Source organism: Robertmurraya dakarensis (assembly GCF_900156875.1).
Lineage (GTDB): Bacteria > Bacillota > Bacilli > Bacillales > Cytobacillaceae > Robertmurraya > Robertmurraya dakarensis.
On sequence record NZ_LT707408.1, the window covers coordinates 514,946 to 532,896 of the forward strand.

Sequence of the window (17,951 nt, forward strand, 5' to 3'; positions counted from 1 at the left end):
GCTATACCAAGCGCAAAGCGGATGAATACGAGCTGCCAGAAATTCGTAACAAAGGCCCCAGGTAAATAAAAGATGGCCGCTAAAAATAGGAGGGTAATTAGTATTTTAATATAACCAAAGCGATCGCCTACTTTTCCCCATTGCCTTGCCATCATTAAGTTGCCAAGTCCAGCGGCAGAAAAGGCAATGCCAGAAAATAGTGCCAAATTTTCTTGTCCGTGGAGTTCACTGACATATAGGGATAGAATCGGTTGAATACTAAAATGTGCAATTTGAATAAGGGTTGAAATAAGCAGAACATTTAATAAAACAGGATGCTGTGTTATATGCCTAATAACTTCCTTGCTGGAATAATTCGTTTTGGCCCCTTTTTTATCCTGCATTCGATATTCTTTCGTTGCAATGACTAATAAAGCTGAGATAAGGATTGCAATTGACGTCCATCTAAAGGTTGTTGCATATCCAACTGTATCAGCCAGAACTCCCCCGAGCAGAGGGCCGAATAACTGTCCGGTGATACTGCCGGTCTGTAATGTGCCTAGCACTCGTCCTGCGATTTCTCTAGGGGTCTGGGTGGAGATAAAAGCCTGGGACATAGAAATGAAACCGGCGAAGATACCCATAAAGGATCTAAGGACAAATAACTGCCAAACAGATGTGACGAAACCCATTAAAAGAATAGAAAAACCTAATCCAAACGCGGAAAAGATCAAGATTTTCTTCCGGCCATACCGGTCCCCAATCCGACCCCAAATAGGTGAGAAGATAAAGGCGGTTACAAACGTAACTCCGAACGTGATACCTGCCCATTGTTGTACATATTGCTCGGAATAATGCCCAAATGTTTCAATATACAAGGCAATAAAAGGAAGAACCATTGTCATGCTGCCGCCAATGAAAAAATTGGCAAACCACATAATCATTAAGTTCCGCTTTGCCAAACTTTGTTCGTTCATGGTAACACTTCTTTCTTGAAAAACATTTCGTTTTCCTAAATATTATAATAAGGCAATTTACAATTAATACAAATATTTTTAACTGGGGCAGAACACCTGACATTTGTATCCGAAAATTGCAAAGCTTCTATTTACTTATTCCTCATTTCCTTGTAACCTTAATTTTAAGCAGAAAAAGTTGCAGATTTTTATGGGGAAATGAGGTTGTCTAGTAATGATTAACGCAATTTTCTTTGATCTTGATGATACATTGCTTTGGGATCAAAAAAGTGTAAAAGAAGCATTTGCAGCAACATGTAAAGTGGCACAGGAAAAATACGGTGTGGACCCAGAGGTTTTCGAAGAAGCGGTTCGAAAGGAAGCAAGAGAGCTGTATGCATCCTATGAAACATATTCCTTCACACAAATGATAGGAATTAATCCTTTTGAAGGCTTATGGGGCAATTTCTTAGATGATGATGACAATTTCCGTAAAATGAAGGATATTGTTCCTGGATATAGAAAAGATGCTTGGACGAAAGGGCTTGAGGCAGTTGGAATCAACGATCCCGAATTTGGACAAGAACTAGCGGAGCGTTTTCCTGCTGAACGCCGAAAAAAACCATTTGTTTATGAAGAATCCTTCCAGGTGTTAGATAAGTTAAAGGGGAAATACAAGCTATTGCTCTTAACAAACGGTTCACCAGACCTTCAGAATACGAAGCTTGAGATAACGCCTGAGCTGGTTCCGTATTTTGATCAGATTGTGATTTCTGGTGCATTTGGCAGAGGAAAGCCAGATCCAACCATATTTGAACATGCTTTAGAGCGTATGAATATAAAGAAAGACGAAGCGATCATGGTCGGAGATAATTTGATGACCGATATTTTAGGTGCTTCTCGTGTTGGCATGAAGTCTGTTTGGATTAATCGCCATGACAAGGAACGCAATGAAGTGGTTCCAGATTTTGAAATCAAACATCTTGAAGAGCTTTTTACCATTCTTGAAGAATTAAACAAAGAAAACTAGGTTTGGCCGATATATGTGTAAAAGTGACCGATATATCGAAAATGTAGCCGATATCTCAGTGAAAGTGACCGATATATCGAAAAACTGACCGATAACCATGCTAAAGTGACCGATATCGGAAAAAATGGTACAAAACCCGCCTATTCACTAGCAAAGGAGACAGCAAAAGGGTGTGATTCCACCCCTTTTGCTGTCAAATCCTTTAGTATCCTCTCTTTTATCCTTCCGTTACACTCAACAATTCAACAACCCAAATGAACAAATGGAGGTTTGACGTATGTTACAAAAAGCAAAAGAATACCTGCAGTCTTATTTTGGTTATTCATCTTTTCGCAGCGGGCAGGAAGATGCGATTTCCTCAGTGTTAAATGGAGAAGACGTCCTGTGCGTAATGCCGACTGGAGGAGGCAAATCGATTTGTTATCAAATCCCCGCATTGGTTCTAGAAGGGACTACCATTGTTATTTCACCCCTTATTTCGCTAATGAAAGATCAAGTGGATGCGCTGTTGCAGGCGGGGATTGCTGCTACTTATATAAACAGCTCAATTAGCATCAGTGAAGCAAATGAAAGAATCCGAGATGCAATGGAAGGTAGGTATAAGCTTCTTTACATAGCTCCTGAACGTCTAGAGTCATCTGACTTCATCAGGAGTTTAGAAAAAATGGAAATCCCATTAATTGCGGTTGATGAAGCACATTGTATATCTCAATGGGGACATGATTTTCGTCCGAGCTACCTGCATATCCAAAGAATGATTGACAGGCTGCCTCAAAAGCCGCAAGTGATGGCTTTAACAGCAACGGCGACCCCGATGGTAAGGAAGGATATTACGCAAACTCTCCATATTAATGAAGAGAATACCATCATGACAGGTTTTGAAAGGGAAAATCTCTCCTTCCATGTAATCAAAGGGCAGGATCGTTATGCCTATCTGAAAAATTATGTGAAGAAAAATACTGAAGAGGCAGGCATTATTTATGCTGCGACAAGAAAAACGGTTGATCAGCTTTACGAAAAGCTTCGAAAAGAAAATATAAAAGTTGGCAGATATCATGCGGGGATGGGTGACAAAGATCGAATGCTTGAGCAAGAGAAATTCCTGCAGGATCAAACCACCGTTATGGTTGCCACATCTGCATTTGGAATGGGCATTGATAAATCAAATATACGTTATGTCGTTCATTTCCAGCTTCCCAAAAATATGGAAAGCTACTATCAAGAGGCCGGACGTGCCGGACGAGATGGGCTTGATAGTGATTGTACCGTGTTATACTCACCTCAAGATGTTCAGGTACAGCGTTTTTTAATCGACCAATCAGCTGATAGAAGCAGAATTGCGACGGAGCTTGAAAAGCTTCAAGCAATGATTGATTATTGCCATACAGAGCTTTGCTTGCAGGGACATATTCTTGAATATTTTGGCGAAGAAGAAATTAAGCCATGCGGGCGCTGCGGGAATTGTATGGACTCCCGTTCTAGTATTGATGTAACAAAGGAAGCGCAGATGGTATTATCGTGTATCATTCGAATGGGGCAGAGGTTTGGAAAGAATGCAGTGGCTCAAGTATTGACCGGTTCGAAAAATAAAAAAATCCTCGATTTAAAATTTGATCAACTGCCAACTTACGGAATTTTAAAAGAGAAAAGCGTAAAGGAAATAAGTGAATTTATAGAGTTCTTAATATCGCAAGAATGTATTGGTGTCGAGCATGGTTCATTCCCAACGATATTTGTATCACCGGCAGGAAAAGAAGTACTGCTTGGAAATAGAGAAGTCTATAGAAAAGAAATTGTACAGGCCAAGCCCGCGATTTCCGCAAATGACCCGCTATTCGACGAGCTCCGCAAGATTAGGAAAATAATCGCTGAAAATGAAAAAGTACCCCCATTTGTCATTTTCTCAGATACGTCATTGAAGGATATGTGTGTCAAATTGCCTCACAATGAGGAAGAGTTTCTTCAGGTTAGCGGGGTAGGGGAGCATAAACTACAAAAATATGGTGGAGAATTTATCAATAAAATTATTGAATTTTGCCGGCAGCATCCAGAAAGACTAGAGGAAAAACAACAAACACCCGCTGCGAATCAGCCCAAAAAGCCTGCAAAAAAAGCAGAGAAAAATTCTCATTACATAACGTTGGAATTATTTAATGACGGATTAACGGTAGGGGAAATCGCAAAGAAGCGTGAGCTTTCAACAAATACAATCGAGAATCATCTTATTCACTGTGCTGACGAAGGGATGGAAGTAGATTTTTCAGAAGTGCTGCCACAGACTATTATACCGCTTATTGAAAAGGCTGTGGAGGAAGCAGGCAGAGAAAAGCTGAAACCCATTAAGGAGCTTCTCCCGAAGGAAATTTCCTATTTTATGATTAAAGTGTATCTGCAAAATAGCAAAATTGGTGTCAAGACTGAGTAGTTAAAAAAGGACGCAGCTGGTACTGCACCCAAAGTTAGAGTGAAAATCAAACTTTTTGGGGTCACAACCGCCAGCGTCCTTTCTTATAATCATGAAAGTTTTACAATCATTCGTCCCTTTGCTTGTCCTTTCAAAATCGTGTCTAACGCTTGAGGGAGTTCTTCTAAACTTATTTCATGTTGTATCGTTTCGAGAAGATCTTCTGTTTTGAAGTCAGTAGCTAATCTGTTCCAAATGGTTTTTCTCATTTCCATTGGACAGTAGACGGAATCAATTCCAAGCAGATTTACTCCCCGTAAAATAAATGGAAATACGGAAGCAGGAAGATCAGTTCCGCCAGTTAGACCGCTCACAGCAGCAGAACCGCCGTATGTAATTTTACTTAAAACAGCAGCAAGTGACTTTCCGCCAACAGGGTCGACTGCACCAGCCCAAAGTTGTTTATCAAGTGGCTTTAGTTTCTCTCCTAGTACTTCTTCTCTTGAAATTACTTCACTTGCACCGATTTTCTTCAGGTAATCATGTTCAGATGCCTTGCCTGTACTTGCGACCACTTCGTAGCCTTTTTTAGCAAGGATTGAAACAGCTATGCTGCCTACACCGCCAGTAGCTCCTGTTACTAGGACTTTCCCTTTTTCAGGTGTTAAACCTGATTTCTCTAATTGATGAACAGACAAAGCGGCTGTAAATCCAGCTGTTCCATACACCATGGATTCCTTCAGTGATAAACCAGTTGGCAGAGGGACGATCCACTCACTAGGAATTCTGGCGTATTCACTATAGCCTCCGTAATGAGAAACGCCAATTTCATAGCTCGTCGCAATCACTTCATCGCCTTGTTGGAAGCGTGGATCACTCGAACTGACTACAACCCCCGCTAAATCAATTCCTGGAACGAAGGGATAACTTCTAACAATATTGCCATTCGGAAGGCTTGCCAGTCCGTCTTTGTAATTGACGCTGGAATAAGCGACTTTAATAACAACGTCACCTTCTGGCAGATTCTCTAGGTTAATCTCTTTCACTTCAGTGGTAACTTGATCATCTGTTTTATTTACAAAAAATGCTTTGAACTGATTTTCCAATCTTCAAACTCCTCTCACTTATCAGATATTTATAGTATACGGGAAAATGGGAGTGAACTGAATGGTTAAGATGGTTAAAATTTCTAATTAATGTTTTTTAAATAAGGAATAACCTCGGACATCCTCTGTACAACCAAATCAGCAAATGTTTCATCGCCTAATCTGTATGCATCAATAAAGATTGTGGAGCAGCCAAGAGATTTAGCTGGGCGGATTTCATTTATCCAGTTATCCCCAATGCTCACAATTTCGTCATAAGACACTTGAAAGTGGTCTTTAATTTGCTCAAACCGATCCACTGTTTTAGTTGGTTTCTCTCCATTAAAGATTTTCAGTGCGAATATTTCATGAAGGCCGAGCTTTTGTAATATGGCTTCACTGTCAGGCTCAGGGCTATTGGTCAAAAGCACAAGGTCTCTTTTTTCATGTACAGCCTTCAAAGCGTCCTTAAAGCCTGGAATTGGTTCCATGACAAACTGGGGGCTCATCATATATTCTCTTGTTTCTAAAAAAGCCTGGTAGGAAACTTTATATTCCATTCCATAATGAGCTGCAATCGACATCGAAATCCACCATGGGTCACCGACATTAAGCATCTTTTCGAAATCAAGTTCAATTTTACTCGGATAAAGCTTTGCGATTTCTTCTTGCGAAAGCGGGTTTCCATTCCATTGATACGCTTCTTTTACGATATTGTCTAGCTGCACTAGAATGAGATCGTTTACTACATCGAATATCCGTCCAATGATTAACGGATGTTCACCTATTTTAGCTGCACGGTAATCTTTTTCAAATAAATCTTGTTTACTTTCCGGTAGTTTCTCTTTTAGTCGTGCTGCTTGATAATCAAAGTGGTGGGTATCTTCGTAAAGAGTGCCATCTAAATCAAAGACCAACACTTTTGATTTTGATAAATTCATGTTCTTCACCTCTATTATTCAGTGTAATACTTTTTGATGATTTATCTCTAGCATTATCCCTTTATTACGTTGAAGATAAGGATATGATACAATTTATCGCAGGTAAATAAGAAACATTATGACATCCTTAATCGTACAATTACTATGTTTCAATTCCGGGGGAAAGCAAATGGACAAAGAAAAAATCTATACATACGATATCATGGAAGTTTGCTTGCTTGCGGGCAAGATTATGCTTCAAAGCGGTGCAGAAACGGCTCGTGTCGAGGATACGATGGGACGAATTGCTCATTCGTTAGGGGGAAAGGAATCACATAATTATGTTACCCCAACAGCTATTATTTTTTCCATCGAAAGTGAACAGCCTACCAAGACAAAGCTTATCCGAATAACCGAGCGAACGACTGATTTACATAAAGTTACACTTGTCAATAGCGTTTCAAGAAGAATTAGCAATGGAGAATTAACCCTGGAAGAATCGTATCACGCACTAAAGGAGATCGAGTCTTCTTCAAACTATACTTATTCTATTCCTACACAGGTATCAGCTGCCGCGCTAGCCAGCGGTTGTTTTTTAATCATGTTTAAGGGGTCTTGGTACGATTTCTTGCCAGCATTTATCGCTGGAGGGGCAGGACTACTAAGCGTTATTTTCCTTCATCGCCTCGTCCCGATTAAGTTTTTTGCGGAGTTTGCAGCATCGTTAATAATTGGGATTCTCTCCTATTTATTCGTATTTACCGGGTGGGGTGTCGAAATCGATAAAATTATTATAGGATCTGTTATGCCTTTAGTTCCAGGCCTCCTCCTCACCAATGCCGTTCGAGACTTAATGACCGGTCATTTGGTTTCAGGAATATCGAAAGGAGCGGAAGCGCTGCTGACTGCATTTGCTATTGGGTCAGGGATTGCGGTTGTTCTTTCGTTTATCTGAGAAAGGAGATGTGGAATGTTGCCTATTTTAGAACAACTGATTACGAGCTTTATCGCATCAGCGGCGTTTGGAATTATCTTCAATACGCAAAAGGAATCCCTTCTGCCATGTGGGGTTGTTGGTATGGCAGGCTGGGTTATTTACTTTTTAATGACAGAATCTGACTTCGATTCAGTCGGGGCTACACTGGCGGCTTCCTTTGTCGTCGCTGTAATTAGTCAGCTTTTTGCAAAAATGTATAAGACCCCTATTATCATCTTCATTGTAGCGGGCATTATTCCCTTGGTTCCTGGCGGGATGGCTTATGATGCCATGAGAAATTTTGTCGAAAATAACTATAATTTAGCGGTCAGTTTAGCGGCAAAGGCCTTTCTGCTATCAGGGGCAATTGCGTTAGGGCTGATTTTTTCTGAGGTCATAAACCAAGTGATCAGAAAAACAAAGGAAACCCCGAAAATTAAAATGAAACGTACGCCATAATCTTTGGAACTTCATCCAATAACATGCAGAATCTTGCCCCCGTGTTCGGTACAAAATATAAGCAGGGGGTGGAATAATGGCACAAGACGTTCTTTGTGAAGTAGCAAATTGTGTTCATAATCGGGATGGAATGAAATGTGGTGCATCAGAGATTTTTGTGGTTAGTCATAGAGGAAAAGAAGCAAATGATAGCAGGGAAACAGATTGTAAAACATTTGAACCTGAAGGACTTTAAAAGAAAGAAGGCAGCCTAAACGGGCTGTCTTCTTTATTTATGATTGATTTCCAAAAACAGGCATAATTAAGGCATAGTTGAGAAAAATATGAGAAACCAGTTAAAATCTGGCGCTCCTTATGGTTCATTACCAAGAATATTATTGTATTTAGGATGATAGAGCTTGATTACATTGACATTTTGTACGGTCTACATAGCCCTGCTTTCACTCGTTTCAACAATCGATATGTTTATTTATAAACAATCCTTCTTAACATCCCTTTCCTACCTGTTTATGCAAGGAAAGGGGACAAATGAATGGATGATCAACGTGGGAGTGGGAGTTGGTTTTTTATACGCTATTGCGGTAGATTATCGACTGAAAAAAGGTAAAGGATCCCAAAAAGGATGAACCCGAAACTAGTGGAGAAATTATCACTATGGCAGCTGGCGATTTTAATTTTTATCTTCGAAGTTGGCAGCGTAGCGGTAGTTGGAGTTGGACAGGAAGCGAAACAGGATGCATGGATTGCGATAGCGTTAGCAACAGGTATTGGCATTGGCTTAATCGCTTTTTATATGTTCCTGTTAAGTAAGTTGCCTGGAAAAAACCTTTTTGAAATATTAGTATTTTGTCTTGGCAAGTGGGTAGGAAAGTTCATTGGAGCCCTTTATGTGCTTTATTTTTTCTATATTGCATCGAGAGTGCTGAGAGATTTTTGTGAATTAATTATCACCGTAATTTTTAAAAGAACTCCGATTGAGACCATTGCTATTACCATGATGTTAGTCATTGTGTATATGCTGTATTTAGGATTGGAGGTCCTTGGGAGAACAAGTGAAGTTTTTATCCCCTATGTCTTTTCATTTATTATCTTTATCGGATTAGGGACTTTGTTTTCTGGAGAGATGGAATTTAAAAATCTACAGCCCATTTTAGCGGATGGAATAGGGCCGATTGCAAAAGCCATTTTCCCACAGCTGCTCACGTTTCCTTTTGGAGAAATGATTGCATTCATGATGATCATTCCTTATTTAACGAAGTTCAAAAAGGCTGGAAAAGTTAGTATAGCAGCTGTTGCTATCAGCGGCTTGATGATCATCTACGCATCAGTCATTCAAATAACGACGCTTGGTCTTAATATGTGGGAAAGATCAAGTTTTCCTTTGCTATCAGCGGCAAGGGAAATTTCTTTACTTGCTTTCATTGAGAGAGTCGATTTAATTATTGTATTTATCGTCATGTATGGAATTATTGTAAAGGTGAGTGTGTTTTTTTATGGAGGATTAAAAGGGATAGAAGTCATTATCAATAAGCCATATCGGACTTTGGTATTCCCATTAGGAATGGTGATCAGTTATTTCTCGATTCAAATTAGTGATACTTTTGCAGAACATATTGAGGAAGGAATTATGGTCATTCCCATGTTTTTGCATTTACCTTTTCAACTATTTATACCGGCATTAATTACACCTATTCTGATCTGGAAGGTAAAAAAACAACAAAGGAGAACGGACAATGAGTCTGTTTGATATCTTATTTAAAAGGCATAAAAATAAACAGGGAAATAAAAAAACAGAGGAAGAATTATTTGAACAGGATGAAATATCAAAGCAATATTTTACAAATCTCAAAAAAAATAAAAACCAGTTAAAAAATCTCTTCCAGGACACATTTGATTTTAATATCGATTCCATTAAAATAGCAGATCAAGAGGCGTGTGTCTGCTATTTAGGAACGATGTTAGATAAAGATGCCCTTACAAATAAAGTGTTAAATGCAGCGAAGTCATCCTCCAAACAGTCCCTTTTAATGGATATTGAAGAGATCCGTGATACTTATTTCCCTACTTGTGCCTTTGAATATGCTGATAACTTTCACAAAGTCGTTTGGCAAGTATTAAATGGTTACGCTGTTATTATGGTAGATGGACAAAAAAAAGCATTGGCACTAGAAATAGGAAATAAAGAGCATCGAGCTATTATGGAGCCTAGCACTCAAACGATTATTAGAGGGCCAAAAGAGTCGTTTGTTGAAAATATTAATACAAATATTAGTCTAGTGAGAAGAAGAATTAAGAACCCTAGATTAACCTTTGAGAGTATGATCATTGGCCGTGACACAAAAACTACGGTGGCTATCGGATACATTGGAAATATAATGAATGAAGATATATTAAATGAGGTTCGTAATCGATTGAAAAAAGTGGATATTGGTGGAGTATTGGATTCAGGAAATATTGAAGAATTTATAAAAGATAAGTCTTTTACACCGTTTCCGCTTACTTTTAATACAGAAAGACCAGATAGCATATGTGGACATATTTTGGAAGGAAAAGCAGCGATATTTGTGGATGGCAGTCCTTTCGTATTAACCGTCCCTAGTGTACTGACAGACTTTTTTCAATCGTCAGAGGACTATTATCAACCATTTCTGATGTCAAGTTTTATAAGGGCAATCCGCTATATTTCCTTCATGGTCGCTTTAGTACTGCCATCTTTATATGTTGCTCTTTCTACCTTTCATCAAGAATTAATGCCAACACAGCTATTGGTAAGTATTCAAGCCCAAAGAGAAGGAGTTCCTTTTCCAGCAGTAATTGAAATTTTTATCATGGAGCTGACTTTTGAAGTATTAAGAGAAGCAGGCGTACGTATGCCGCGAGCTGTTGGGCAGACGGTATCGATTGTGGGTGCTTTAGTGATTGGACAAGCAGCTGTGGAAGCGGGGCTTGTTTCCAATGTTTTAGTCATTGTCGTGGCTTTTACTGCAATTGCGAGTTTTGTATCACCGATTTATAACTTTTCAATTTCAACGCGATTGCTTCGCTTTATTTTAATACTGTGCGCGGCTGTATACGGGTTGTATGGTGTGCTCTTATTTTTGATTGTGATGGTGATCCATCTCGTTAGTCTAAGGTCATTTGGGGTACCCTACTTAGCACCAATTGCTCCATTTAAACTTGAGGATCAGGGTGATGTATTTGTTAGGCTGCCTTTATGGACAAATAGAACACGGCCCACTTATTTATATACAAAGTCACCAATAAAAAAAGAAGGCAGTGGCAAGCCTTCTCCACCTATGCAAAAGGGGGGCGGCTGATGAAAAGAAAATGTCTTCTTATATTAGTTATGGTTGCTTTCGTCTTAACAGGCTGCTGGGATAGTGTGGAATTAAATGATATCGCCATTGTCACGGGAATGGCGATTGACCCAGGAGAGGATAAGAAATACCGTCTAACATTGGAATATATGAATCCAGCGAATTTTTCCAAGACATCCTCTCAACAAGGGGCTCCGGTATCCACTATGGTACAAGAGGGGAACTCTATTGCAGATCTGGCAGGGAAGGTGAATGTAGGTGCGAGCAGACAGCTGGTCTTCTCCCATACTAGAGTGTTGTTTATAAATGAAAAAATCGCCGAAGAAGGAATACTAGGTTTTTTAGATGGTTTGGAAAGAAGCGCTCCTTTTCGAAATGACTTTAATATTTTGATAACGAAAAGTCATAAAGCAGAAGATTATGTAAAAATAAATAACCCGTTAGAGAAGGTTCCATCACTAAAACTTCAGAAGCAAGCTAAAAGCTTTGCAGAGGGTTGGGGAGGGGATCCGAAAGTGGTTCTATCGGATTTCATTGATGCACTCATATCTAAGGGGCGAAATCCTGTTACAAATACAGTTGTCTTAAAAGGGGATCCAGAAAAAGGAAGTAAACAGGAAAGTAATATGTCAAATGGTCGTGAAGCACTTATTTTGTTTGATGGGTTAGCTGTATTTGATAATGAAAAATTAGCAGGTTATTTATCATTAGATGATTCACGGAATTATATGTGGACACAGGATTTGAAGCAAACGACTCTCACTTTTCCTTGTCATGATCATGGGGACAGTGCGAAGGAAAAGCAATATGTGAATGTTAGAGTTCCTAATAGCAGAACAAAAATGGAGACGTACTATCGAAATGAACAACCCGTATTAAAGGTAAACATCTATACAGAAGCCCAGATTATTGAAACTCAGTGTTCGGATGATTTAACAAAAATTGACACATTTAAAAAGTTAGAGAAGAATGCAGAAAAATATATTGAAGAGAGTGTAGGAAGGACAATAAGTAAAACACAAAAAGAGTATGGTGTAGATATATTTGGATTTGGAGAAGCATTGTATCGTCAGGATTATAAAAAATTTAAAGACGTTGAAGATGACTGGAATAAGGAGTTTGCTAGAGCAGAAGTGGTCGTTTCTGCTAAAGTGCAGATTAGAAGGGCAGGAACAAAGAGCAAAAGTTTCTTAACAGAGTTATCTGATGGAATGGAAGAGTAATGTAGGTGTCAATCTGGTAATTTTTAATTTTTTTCTGTATCTTTAACATAGCATGAAAAAAGGAGTATGTTATGAGTGAACTACTAAAAGAACGATTGAAGCCATTTATTCAGAATGTATGGGAAAAGTCTCAGTTTGGCGAGCCTACTCAAGTTCAAGCTGAAGCGATTCCATTGATGCTTGAAGGAAAAGATGTTTTGGCTGAATCACCGACAGGTACGGGCAAGACCCTTGCTTATTTATTGCCAGTGCTCAACAATATTGATGCTGACAAGAAAACCATTCAAGGGGTAATCTTAGCATCCTCACAAGAACTGGTGATGCAAATTCTATCAGAGATACAAAAATGGAGTGAAGGCAGCGGGATACGCTCAGCCTCTTTTATTGGCGGTGCCAATGTAAAAAGACAGTTAGAAAAATTGAAGAAAAATCCCCATATCATTATTGGAACTCCTGGGAGAACCCTTGAGCTAATAAAGCAAAAGAAAATCAAGATGCATGAAGTCAAAACAATCGTGTTGGATGAGGGGGATCAGCTTCTTACCAAGGAACATTTACCGACTGTTCAAACTATCATTAAATCAGCACTTGCCGACCGTCAAGTTGTCTTGTTCTCAGCAACGCTTTCTCAAGTTATAGAGAAGGAAGCGAAAGCTTTAATGAATGAGCCTGAAGTCATAAGAATCGAAAAAGATGAAAGCATTCATTCTGGACAGGTGGAGCATATTTATTTTACAGCAGAGCAGCGGGAGAAAATTAAGATCCTGGAGAAAATATCACGCCTTGATGAAGCTAAGTCGCTCGTCTTTATTAAAGACATTGGAAACTTAACGGTTGCAAGTGAAAAGCTGACCTTTCACGAGATCGAGACGGCGGTATTGCATAGTGATCTTAATAAGGATAAACGTAAGAATGCTTTAAAGAATTTCAGGACAGGCAAGGTGAATATGCTTCTTGCAACAGATGTTGCTGCCAGAGGTTTAGATATTAATGGAGTTACCCATGTTGTCCATTATGATTTTCCGAAGGACATCGAACAGTATGTTCACCGTTCGGGCAGAACCGGGCGTTTTGGTGCAGACGGGACCGTTATTTCAATTGTAACGGATCGTGAGGAAAGAGAATTAAAAAAGATATGCCGCGAACTCGGTATTGAAGTCGAGAAAAGAGTATTTTATAAAGGGTCGATAACAAAGGCGGAAGATAGAAGGTAAATGTTGTTGTCACTGTCACCGTATAAGTCTTCATTTGTATACTCATACTACCATTGACTTTAAAAAAGGAGTTGAGGCAGTGTGGGCAGAACAAAGCTAGGCAATGCTAATGCGGAAAGAAATAAGAATAAGAAAAAGCAGCGAACAAGTTCTGAATTGGTAGAGTTCACTCCAAAGGATGAACGAAATCAAAAGCGGCTTTTAGATTAAAAATTAGGTAAGCCTGACTCACACACCGAAAGGTTCTCTGAGTCAGGCTTTTATTACATGTCAAGTTTCTTTAGCGGTTTTGTGGCTGGACCATTAAAGACTTCCCCGTCATAGGAGTATCTAGAACCATGGCAAGGGCAATCCCATGTTCGTTCACCGTGATTCCATTCGACTTCACATCCTAAATGAGTGCATGTAGTGTCCACAAGGTGAAGTTGTCCATCATGATCCTTGTAGGCACCTGCTCTTTGTCCGTCGACCATGACAACAGCACCTTCATCATTCTCAAGTTCCCCAGGTTCTTTAGGGACGAACTCTAGCTTTCCTTTAATCAGATGCTTTGCTACATCGGCGTTCACACTGATAAACTTCTTGATTTCAGGGTCGCTATGGAACCTTGATGTAGTGAAGAGTTCTTTGTATTTATTCTCTTTATTCATGATGTAGTCTTTGAGTAGTATCGCTGCGGCAGTACCATTTGTCATTCCCCATTTGCGATAGCCTGTTGCAATAAGGACTTTTTGCTGCTCATCAGTAATCGGGCCAATGTATGGTACCTTATCTAACGTGTATATGTCTTGTGCTGACCAGCGATACATATATTCTTGTATGCCAAGAACTTCTTCTGCAAAAGATTCTAAGTTTCGGTAATGCTTCATTGTATCAATTCCCTGGCCGGTCTTATGCCCTTCACCGCTGACTAAAACCAGGTCTTCCCCGTCGATAGGGGTTGATCTAAGGGAACGTGTAGGCGTATCAGCGCTTATGTACATCCCGCCTGGGAAAGCTTTTTTCGTTTTTAATCCTAAGATATACGCTCTTTCTACATACATTCTAGCAAAGAAAAGCCCTTTTTTATCACAGAAAGGATAATGGGAAGCAGCCACCAAATGATTGCATGATATCTTTTTTCCACTCCGCAACAGAACCTTTGGATTTGGACCATCCTCGATATCGACAGCAGTTGTATTTTCATACACCGTTCCGCCCGCCTCGATGAACAGCTTGACGAGCTCCCGCAAGTATTTTAAAGGGTGAAATTGAGCTTGCTTATGCATCGTTAACCCTGTTTTTATAGCAATATCAAAAGGGATACTGTCAATTACAGACCCGTTAATCCCTAATTTTTGATAAGCATCAGCCTCATTTTGTACTTTGCTGGCATATTGGTCACTTTCAGCATAAATGATCGCATCTTGGTCACTAAAGTCGCATTCAATCTTATTTGTTTGAATCGTAGAGCGAATAAATTGCAAAGCATCCTCAGAGGCTTCGTAATATAGCTTTGCCTTTTCCTCCCCGAAGTGACTGATAAGTTCATCATAAATTAACCCATGCTGAGCGGTGATTTTTGCTGTTGTATGCCCTGTGGTGCCGTTGAGAATTCTACCAGCTTCGATCAGGGCAACCTTCACCCCTTCTTTAGCCAATAAATAACCAGTTGTGATACCAGTGATTCCACCGCCGACAATAGCAACATCTACCTGTGTATCTTCTATGAGTTTATTATAAATAGGCAAATCTAGATCTCGCCAATAAGGCTCCGGAAATTGGGGCATTTGTGTATGTAAATCAGACATGGAGATCTCCTCCTAATATAGTTGATATGGATAATTTTTCCCAATTTTAGAAGTTTTATGTATTCAATTTTATTAAAAGTCGCCATATGTATATTACAAATATGTGAAGGGATGAAAAAAGTGATTTCTCTCATATCTAGATCTGATATAATTCTATACACTATCTTTAGTTAATCATAATGAAATGCAGGTGGAAAAATTGGAAGCTGTTATATTTATTGGACATGGTAACCGTTCCCCAAAAGGAAGTTTGGAGTTTGTGAAATTTATTAAGAAGGCAATGAGAGGTATCATTGTTCCGATTAAAGAGTACTGCTTTTATGAACGGGCGGAACCAACTTTACCAGAGGCTTTTGAAAATTGTATAAAACGTGGTGCAACAAGTATTCATATTCTACCTGTGTTACTTCTGCCTGGAAAGCAAACAACAGAAGAAATCCCAAGTGAAATAATGAGGCTGCAAGAGAAGTTCCCGGGGGTTCAGGTTAAATGGGGAAGTCCGATAGGTGCAGACCCGGTTATGGCCAATATCATTAACAAGAGATTAGCTGATGCAGCTTTTGAAGGGAAGATGGAAGACGCGATACTTTTATTAAGCCATGGAAGCCATGACCCTGTAGCGTACAGTGAATTCAAGAAAATGGCACAAGTTGTGAGCGGTCAAATGGATGTAAGGGTAGAAACAGGTTTCCTTGTTACAGATCCGCTCTTCATGGATGTGACGAATAAACTGTTAAATGAAGGATATAGTAAAGTATACATTGTCCCTTATTTTTTATTTGCTGGATCGTTTTTACAAGAACTAAAAGAAGTGTCCGAAGTCAATGATCATCTTATCCTTTGCGACGAGATCGGATATGATGAAAGTTTGAGGAACTTACTGACTAATCGAGTAGAATCAGCAAGACGGGAGCATGTCTTGAGTTAAGAGCATAGAAATAAAAGCTGTTCATGTGCATGAACAGCTTTTTGTATGGAAAAAGATAGGTCAGATTCAACTATTATTTGTAGTATTTTCTTCCTCATCAGGTAAAGGATCGATTGTAAAGGAGTCATTCTTATTTAATGCTTCTTGTATGAAATGAGAAAAAATCCAGCCGGCAATCGCTATAACAATTACAAAACCGATTGTCGTGACCCATGAAATAGCCATGTAATCCCTCCCTTACAACAGATTATGCGAACAAATAATGTAAAAGACTTTAAATAGAGGAATTTTTAATCACATTAAAGAATTAGTAAAGTGATTTGAAAATAGGGAGGAAGACGAATGAGCTTCAAAACTGCAGATTTATGTGATGAATTTTCTAGTGAAATCCAAATAGTCGGATCAAAATTAACGTCATATGGAAAACGAAAACGATTTTCTGGTCCTATTTGTACGGTAAGAGTGTTTGAAGATAATGTGCTTGTAAAACAAGCATTAGAAACTATTCCTAAAGGAAGTGTCTTGGTTGTCGATGGAGGCGGTTCATATAGAAGGGCACTAATGGGTGATATGCTGGGGATCATTGCCGAAACGAGGGGCCTTGCCGGCGTAATTATAAATGGCTGTATTCGAGATGCAGCTGAGCTCGCACAGTTGGAAATAGGTATTCTCGCACTAGGTACAAATCCATTAAAGAGTATAAAAGAAGGAAAAGGTGAAAGAGATATTACCGTTAATTTCCTTGATCTCCAATGGAATCCTGGTGATTATGTGTATGCCGATGAAGATGGCGTAGTGGTCTCAGCCAAAAAATTAATTTAATGAGCTTTTAAATTGGAAAAATAATGTTGGTTTTTTTCTTTTTCATTTTTCACATTCTATCCTCGAAGGAGGATGAATCGAAAATGTTCAAGAAAACAATATTTAGCATATGGTTACTAATTTCCCTAATAGTTGTACCAACGATTTCACATGCACAGCAGGTACATACTGTCAGCAGGGGGGATACACTTTGGGAAATTTCTGTTTGGTATCAGGTGGGATTATCTGAAATCATTGCAGCGAATCCGCAGTTTCGTAATCCCAACATGATCTATCCTGGTCAACGAGTTACGATTCCTGGTCATCAGGAAGCAGCTAAAAGTATCGAGTCTCAAGTCATCCAATTAACGAACCAGGAACGAGCTAAATATGGCCTTAAGCCGCTAAGAGCCAACTGGGAATTATCAAGAGTTGCTAGATATAAGTCGGAAGATATGAGAGACCGAAACTATTTCTCACATACCAGCCCGTCTTATGGGTCACCATTCGATATGATTAGAAGCTTTGGTCTTACGTATCGAAGTGCAGCGGAAAATATTGCAGCTGGTCAAACGACTCCACAGCAGGTTGTTCAAGCGTGGATGAATAGTGAAGGACATCGCAGGAATATCTTGAGTGCATCATACACAGAGATTGGTGTAGGGTATGCAGAAGGCGGCTCGAGAAGGCATTATTGGACACAAATGTTTATATCTAGATAAATATTTAAGAAACAGACTCTTAAGGGAAATGGGTCTGTTTTTTCTTGTTTAAGAGGCAGGGCTGATAGCAGCTAAGCCTTAAGACCGAGATGAAATTAAAGCTGAGGCTCGTTATTGCAAAAGCGAAAAATAGATAAGATGTAATCA

General features: G+C 39.3%; 19 protein-coding genes. 14 read left to right on the plus strand and 5 right to left on the minus strand.

Features of this window, described 5'->3' with window-relative positions; all coding sequences use genetic code 11:
• Positions 1-956 (minus strand): MFS transporter (locus CZ487_RS03515; RefSeq protein ID WP_077211842.1); only part of this gene is annotated, 956 nt, incomplete at its 3' end.
• A 214-nt stretch (positions 957-1,170) separates the two neighbouring features.
• On the opposite strand from CZ487_RS03515, the gene CZ487_RS03520 reads away from it, so the two are divergent.
• Both CZ487_RS03520 and recQ read left to right on the plus strand, forming a co-directional pair.
• Positions 1,171-1,965 carry an HAD family hydrolase gene (locus CZ487_RS03520; RefSeq protein WP_077210840.1) on the plus strand — a complete coding sequence of 265 codons (795 nt, stop codon included), beginning with the start codon at positions 1,171-1,173 and terminating at the stop codon, positions 1,963-1,965.
• A 277-nt stretch (positions 1,966-2,242) separates the two neighbouring features.
• The gene (gene recQ / locus CZ487_RS03525; protein ID WP_077210841.1) at positions 2,243-4,390 is read left to right on the plus strand and encodes a DNA helicase RecQ; all 2,148 of its coding nucleotides are present in this window, start codon (positions 2,243-2,245) and stop codon (positions 4,388-4,390) included.
• Between the two features lie 89 nt (positions 4,391-4,479).
• Here the strand turns inward: recQ and CZ487_RS03530 are convergent, their stop codons facing one another.
• Together CZ487_RS03530 and CZ487_RS03535 are read right to left on the minus strand one after the other, a co-directional pair.
• On the minus strand, positions 4,480-5,475 hold the full coding sequence (locus tag CZ487_RS03530; RefSeq protein WP_077210842.1) for an NADPH:quinone oxidoreductase family protein: 996 nt from the start codon (positions 5,473-5,475) through the stop codon (positions 4,480-4,482).
• A gap of 83 nt (positions 5,476-5,558) precedes the next feature.
• Positions 5,559-6,395, minus strand: a complete 837-nt coding sequence (locus CZ487_RS03535) for an HAD family hydrolase (RefSeq protein WP_077210843.1) — start codon at positions 6,393-6,395, stop codon at positions 5,559-5,561.
• A gap of 169 nt (positions 6,396-6,564) precedes the next feature.
• On the opposite strand from CZ487_RS03535, the gene CZ487_RS03540 reads away from it, so the two are divergent.
• From CZ487_RS03540 to CZ487_RS27650, 9 genes are all read left to right on the plus strand, one after another.
• Positions 6,565-7,329 carry a threonine/serine exporter family protein gene (locus CZ487_RS03540; RefSeq protein WP_077210844.1) on the plus strand — a complete coding sequence of 255 codons (765 nt, stop codon included), beginning with the start codon at positions 6,565-6,567 and terminating at the stop codon, positions 7,327-7,329.
• Positions 7,330-7,347: 18 nt separating this feature from the next.
• A complete protein-coding gene (locus CZ487_RS03545; RefSeq protein WP_077211843.1) occupies positions 7,348-7,809 on the plus strand; it encodes a threonine/serine exporter family protein in 462 nt (153 codons plus the stop codon).
• A 76-nt stretch (positions 7,810-7,885) separates the two neighbouring features.
• On the plus strand, positions 7,886-8,044 hold the full coding sequence (locus CZ487_RS03550; protein ID WP_077210845.1) for a DUF1540 domain-containing protein: 159 nt from the start codon (positions 7,886-7,888) through the stop codon (positions 8,042-8,044).
• Positions 8,045-8,207: 163 nt separating this feature from the next.
• Positions 8,208-8,435, plus strand: a complete 228-nt coding sequence (locus tag CZ487_RS03555) for a hypothetical protein (protein ID WP_077210846.1) — start codon at positions 8,208-8,210, stop codon at positions 8,433-8,435.
• Positions 8,432-9,556, plus strand: a complete 1,125-nt coding sequence (locus CZ487_RS03560; protein ID WP_077210847.1) for a GerAB/ArcD/ProY family transporter — start codon at positions 8,432-8,434, stop codon at positions 9,554-9,556. Before CZ487_RS03555 ends, CZ487_RS03560 begins: the two co-directional genes overlap by 4 nt.
• A complete protein-coding gene (locus CZ487_RS03565) occupies positions 9,543-11,126 on the plus strand; it encodes a spore germination protein (protein ID WP_077210848.1) in 1,584 nt (527 codons plus the stop codon). Before CZ487_RS03560 ends, CZ487_RS03565 begins: the two co-directional genes overlap by 14 nt.
• Complete coding sequence (locus CZ487_RS03570; protein ID WP_077210849.1) at positions 11,126-12,349, plus strand: Ger(x)C family spore germination protein; 1,224 nt, start codon at positions 11,126-11,128, stop codon at positions 12,347-12,349. Before CZ487_RS03565 ends, CZ487_RS03570 begins: the two co-directional genes overlap by 1 nt.
• Before the next feature lie 71 nt (positions 12,350-12,420).
• A complete protein-coding gene (locus CZ487_RS03575) occupies positions 12,421-13,563 on the plus strand; it encodes a DEAD/DEAH box helicase (RefSeq protein WP_077210850.1) in 1,143 nt (380 codons plus the stop codon).
• 81 nt (positions 13,564-13,644) lie between these two features.
• Entirely contained in the window at positions 13,645-13,773 is a 129-nt protein-coding gene (locus CZ487_RS27650) for a hypothetical protein (protein WP_272914186.1), read from the plus strand.
• Between the two features lie 53 nt (positions 13,774-13,826).
• On the opposite strand, the gene CZ487_RS03580 is transcribed toward CZ487_RS27650, so the two are convergent.
• The gene (locus tag CZ487_RS03580; RefSeq protein WP_077210851.1) at positions 13,827-15,353 is read right to left on the minus strand and encodes an FAD-dependent oxidoreductase; all 1,527 of its coding nucleotides are present in this window, start codon (positions 15,351-15,353) and stop codon (positions 13,827-13,829) included.
• Positions 15,354-15,552: 199 nt separating this feature from the next.
• Between CZ487_RS03580 and CZ487_RS03585 the strand changes: the two genes are divergently transcribed.
• Positions 15,553-16,281, plus strand: coding sequence for a sirohydrochlorin chelatase (locus CZ487_RS03585; protein ID WP_077210852.1), 729 nt, complete (start codon positions 15,553-15,555; stop codon positions 16,279-16,281).
• Between the two features lie 66 nt (positions 16,282-16,347).
• Here CZ487_RS03585 and CZ487_RS26500 read toward each other — a convergent pair whose 3' ends face one another.
• Entirely contained in the window at positions 16,348-16,506 is a 159-nt protein-coding gene (locus tag CZ487_RS26500) for a hypothetical protein (RefSeq protein ID WP_154676009.1), read from the minus strand.
• A gap of 117 nt (positions 16,507-16,623) precedes the next feature.
• On the opposite strand from CZ487_RS26500, the gene rraA reads away from it, so the two are divergent.
• Positions 16,624-17,103 (plus strand): ribonuclease E activity regulator RraA, encoded by a 480-nt coding sequence (gene rraA / locus CZ487_RS03590; RefSeq protein WP_077210853.1) that lies wholly within the window; start codon positions 16,624-16,626, stop codon positions 17,101-17,103.
• Positions 17,104-17,186: 83 nt separating this feature from the next.
• On the plus strand, positions 17,187-17,804 hold the full coding sequence (gene safA, locus CZ487_RS03595) for a SafA/ExsA family spore coat assembly protein (RefSeq protein WP_077210854.1): 618 nt from the start codon (positions 17,187-17,189) through the stop codon (positions 17,802-17,804).
• The last annotated feature ends 147 nt before the right edge of the window (positions 17,805-17,951 follow it).

Bases quoted from the DNA above. Each gene is read 5' to 3' on its own strand.
- CZ487_RS03520 (WP_077210840.1), top strand. From the start codon at position 1,171: ATGATTAACGCAATTTTCTTTGATCTTGATGATACATTGCTTTGGGAT.
- recQ (WP_077210841.1), top strand. From the start codon at position 2,243: ATGTTACAAAAAGCAAAAGAATACCTGCAGTCTTATTTTGGTTATTCA.
- CZ487_RS03535 (WP_077210843.1), bottom strand. From the start codon at position 6,395: ATGAATTTATCAAAATCAAAAGTGTTGGTCTTTGATTTAGATGGCACT.
- CZ487_RS03540 (WP_077210844.1), top strand. From the start codon at position 6,565: ATGGACAAAGAAAAAATCTATACATACGATATCATGGAAGTTTGCTTG.
- CZ487_RS03550 (WP_077210845.1), top strand. From the start codon at position 7,886: ATGGCACAAGACGTTCTTTGTGAAGTAGCAAATTGTGTTCATAATCGG.
- CZ487_RS03560 (WP_077210847.1), top strand. From the start codon at position 8,432: ATGAACCCGAAACTAGTGGAGAAATTATCACTATGGCAGCTGGCGATT.
- CZ487_RS03565 (WP_077210848.1), top strand. From the start codon at position 9,543: ATGAGTCTGTTTGATATCTTATTTAAAAGGCATAAAAATAAACAGGGA.
- CZ487_RS03570 (WP_077210849.1), top strand. From the start codon at position 11,126: ATGAAAAGAAAATGTCTTCTTATATTAGTTATGGTTGCTTTCGTCTTA.
- CZ487_RS03575 (WP_077210850.1), top strand. From the start codon at position 12,421: ATGAGTGAACTACTAAAAGAACGATTGAAGCCATTTATTCAGAATGTA.
- CZ487_RS03580 (WP_077210851.1), bottom strand. From the start codon at position 15,353: ATGTCTGATTTACATACACAAATGCCCCAATTTCCGGAGCCTTATTGG.
- CZ487_RS26500 (WP_154676009.1), bottom strand. From the start codon at position 16,506: ATGGCTATTTCATGGGTCACGACAATCGGTTTTGTAATTGTTATAGCG.
- rraA (WP_077210853.1), top strand. From the start codon at position 16,624: ATGAGCTTCAAAACTGCAGATTTATGTGATGAATTTTCTAGTGAAATC.
- safA (WP_077210854.1), top strand. From the start codon at position 17,187: ATGTTCAAGAAAACAATATTTAGCATATGGTTACTAATTTCCCTAATA.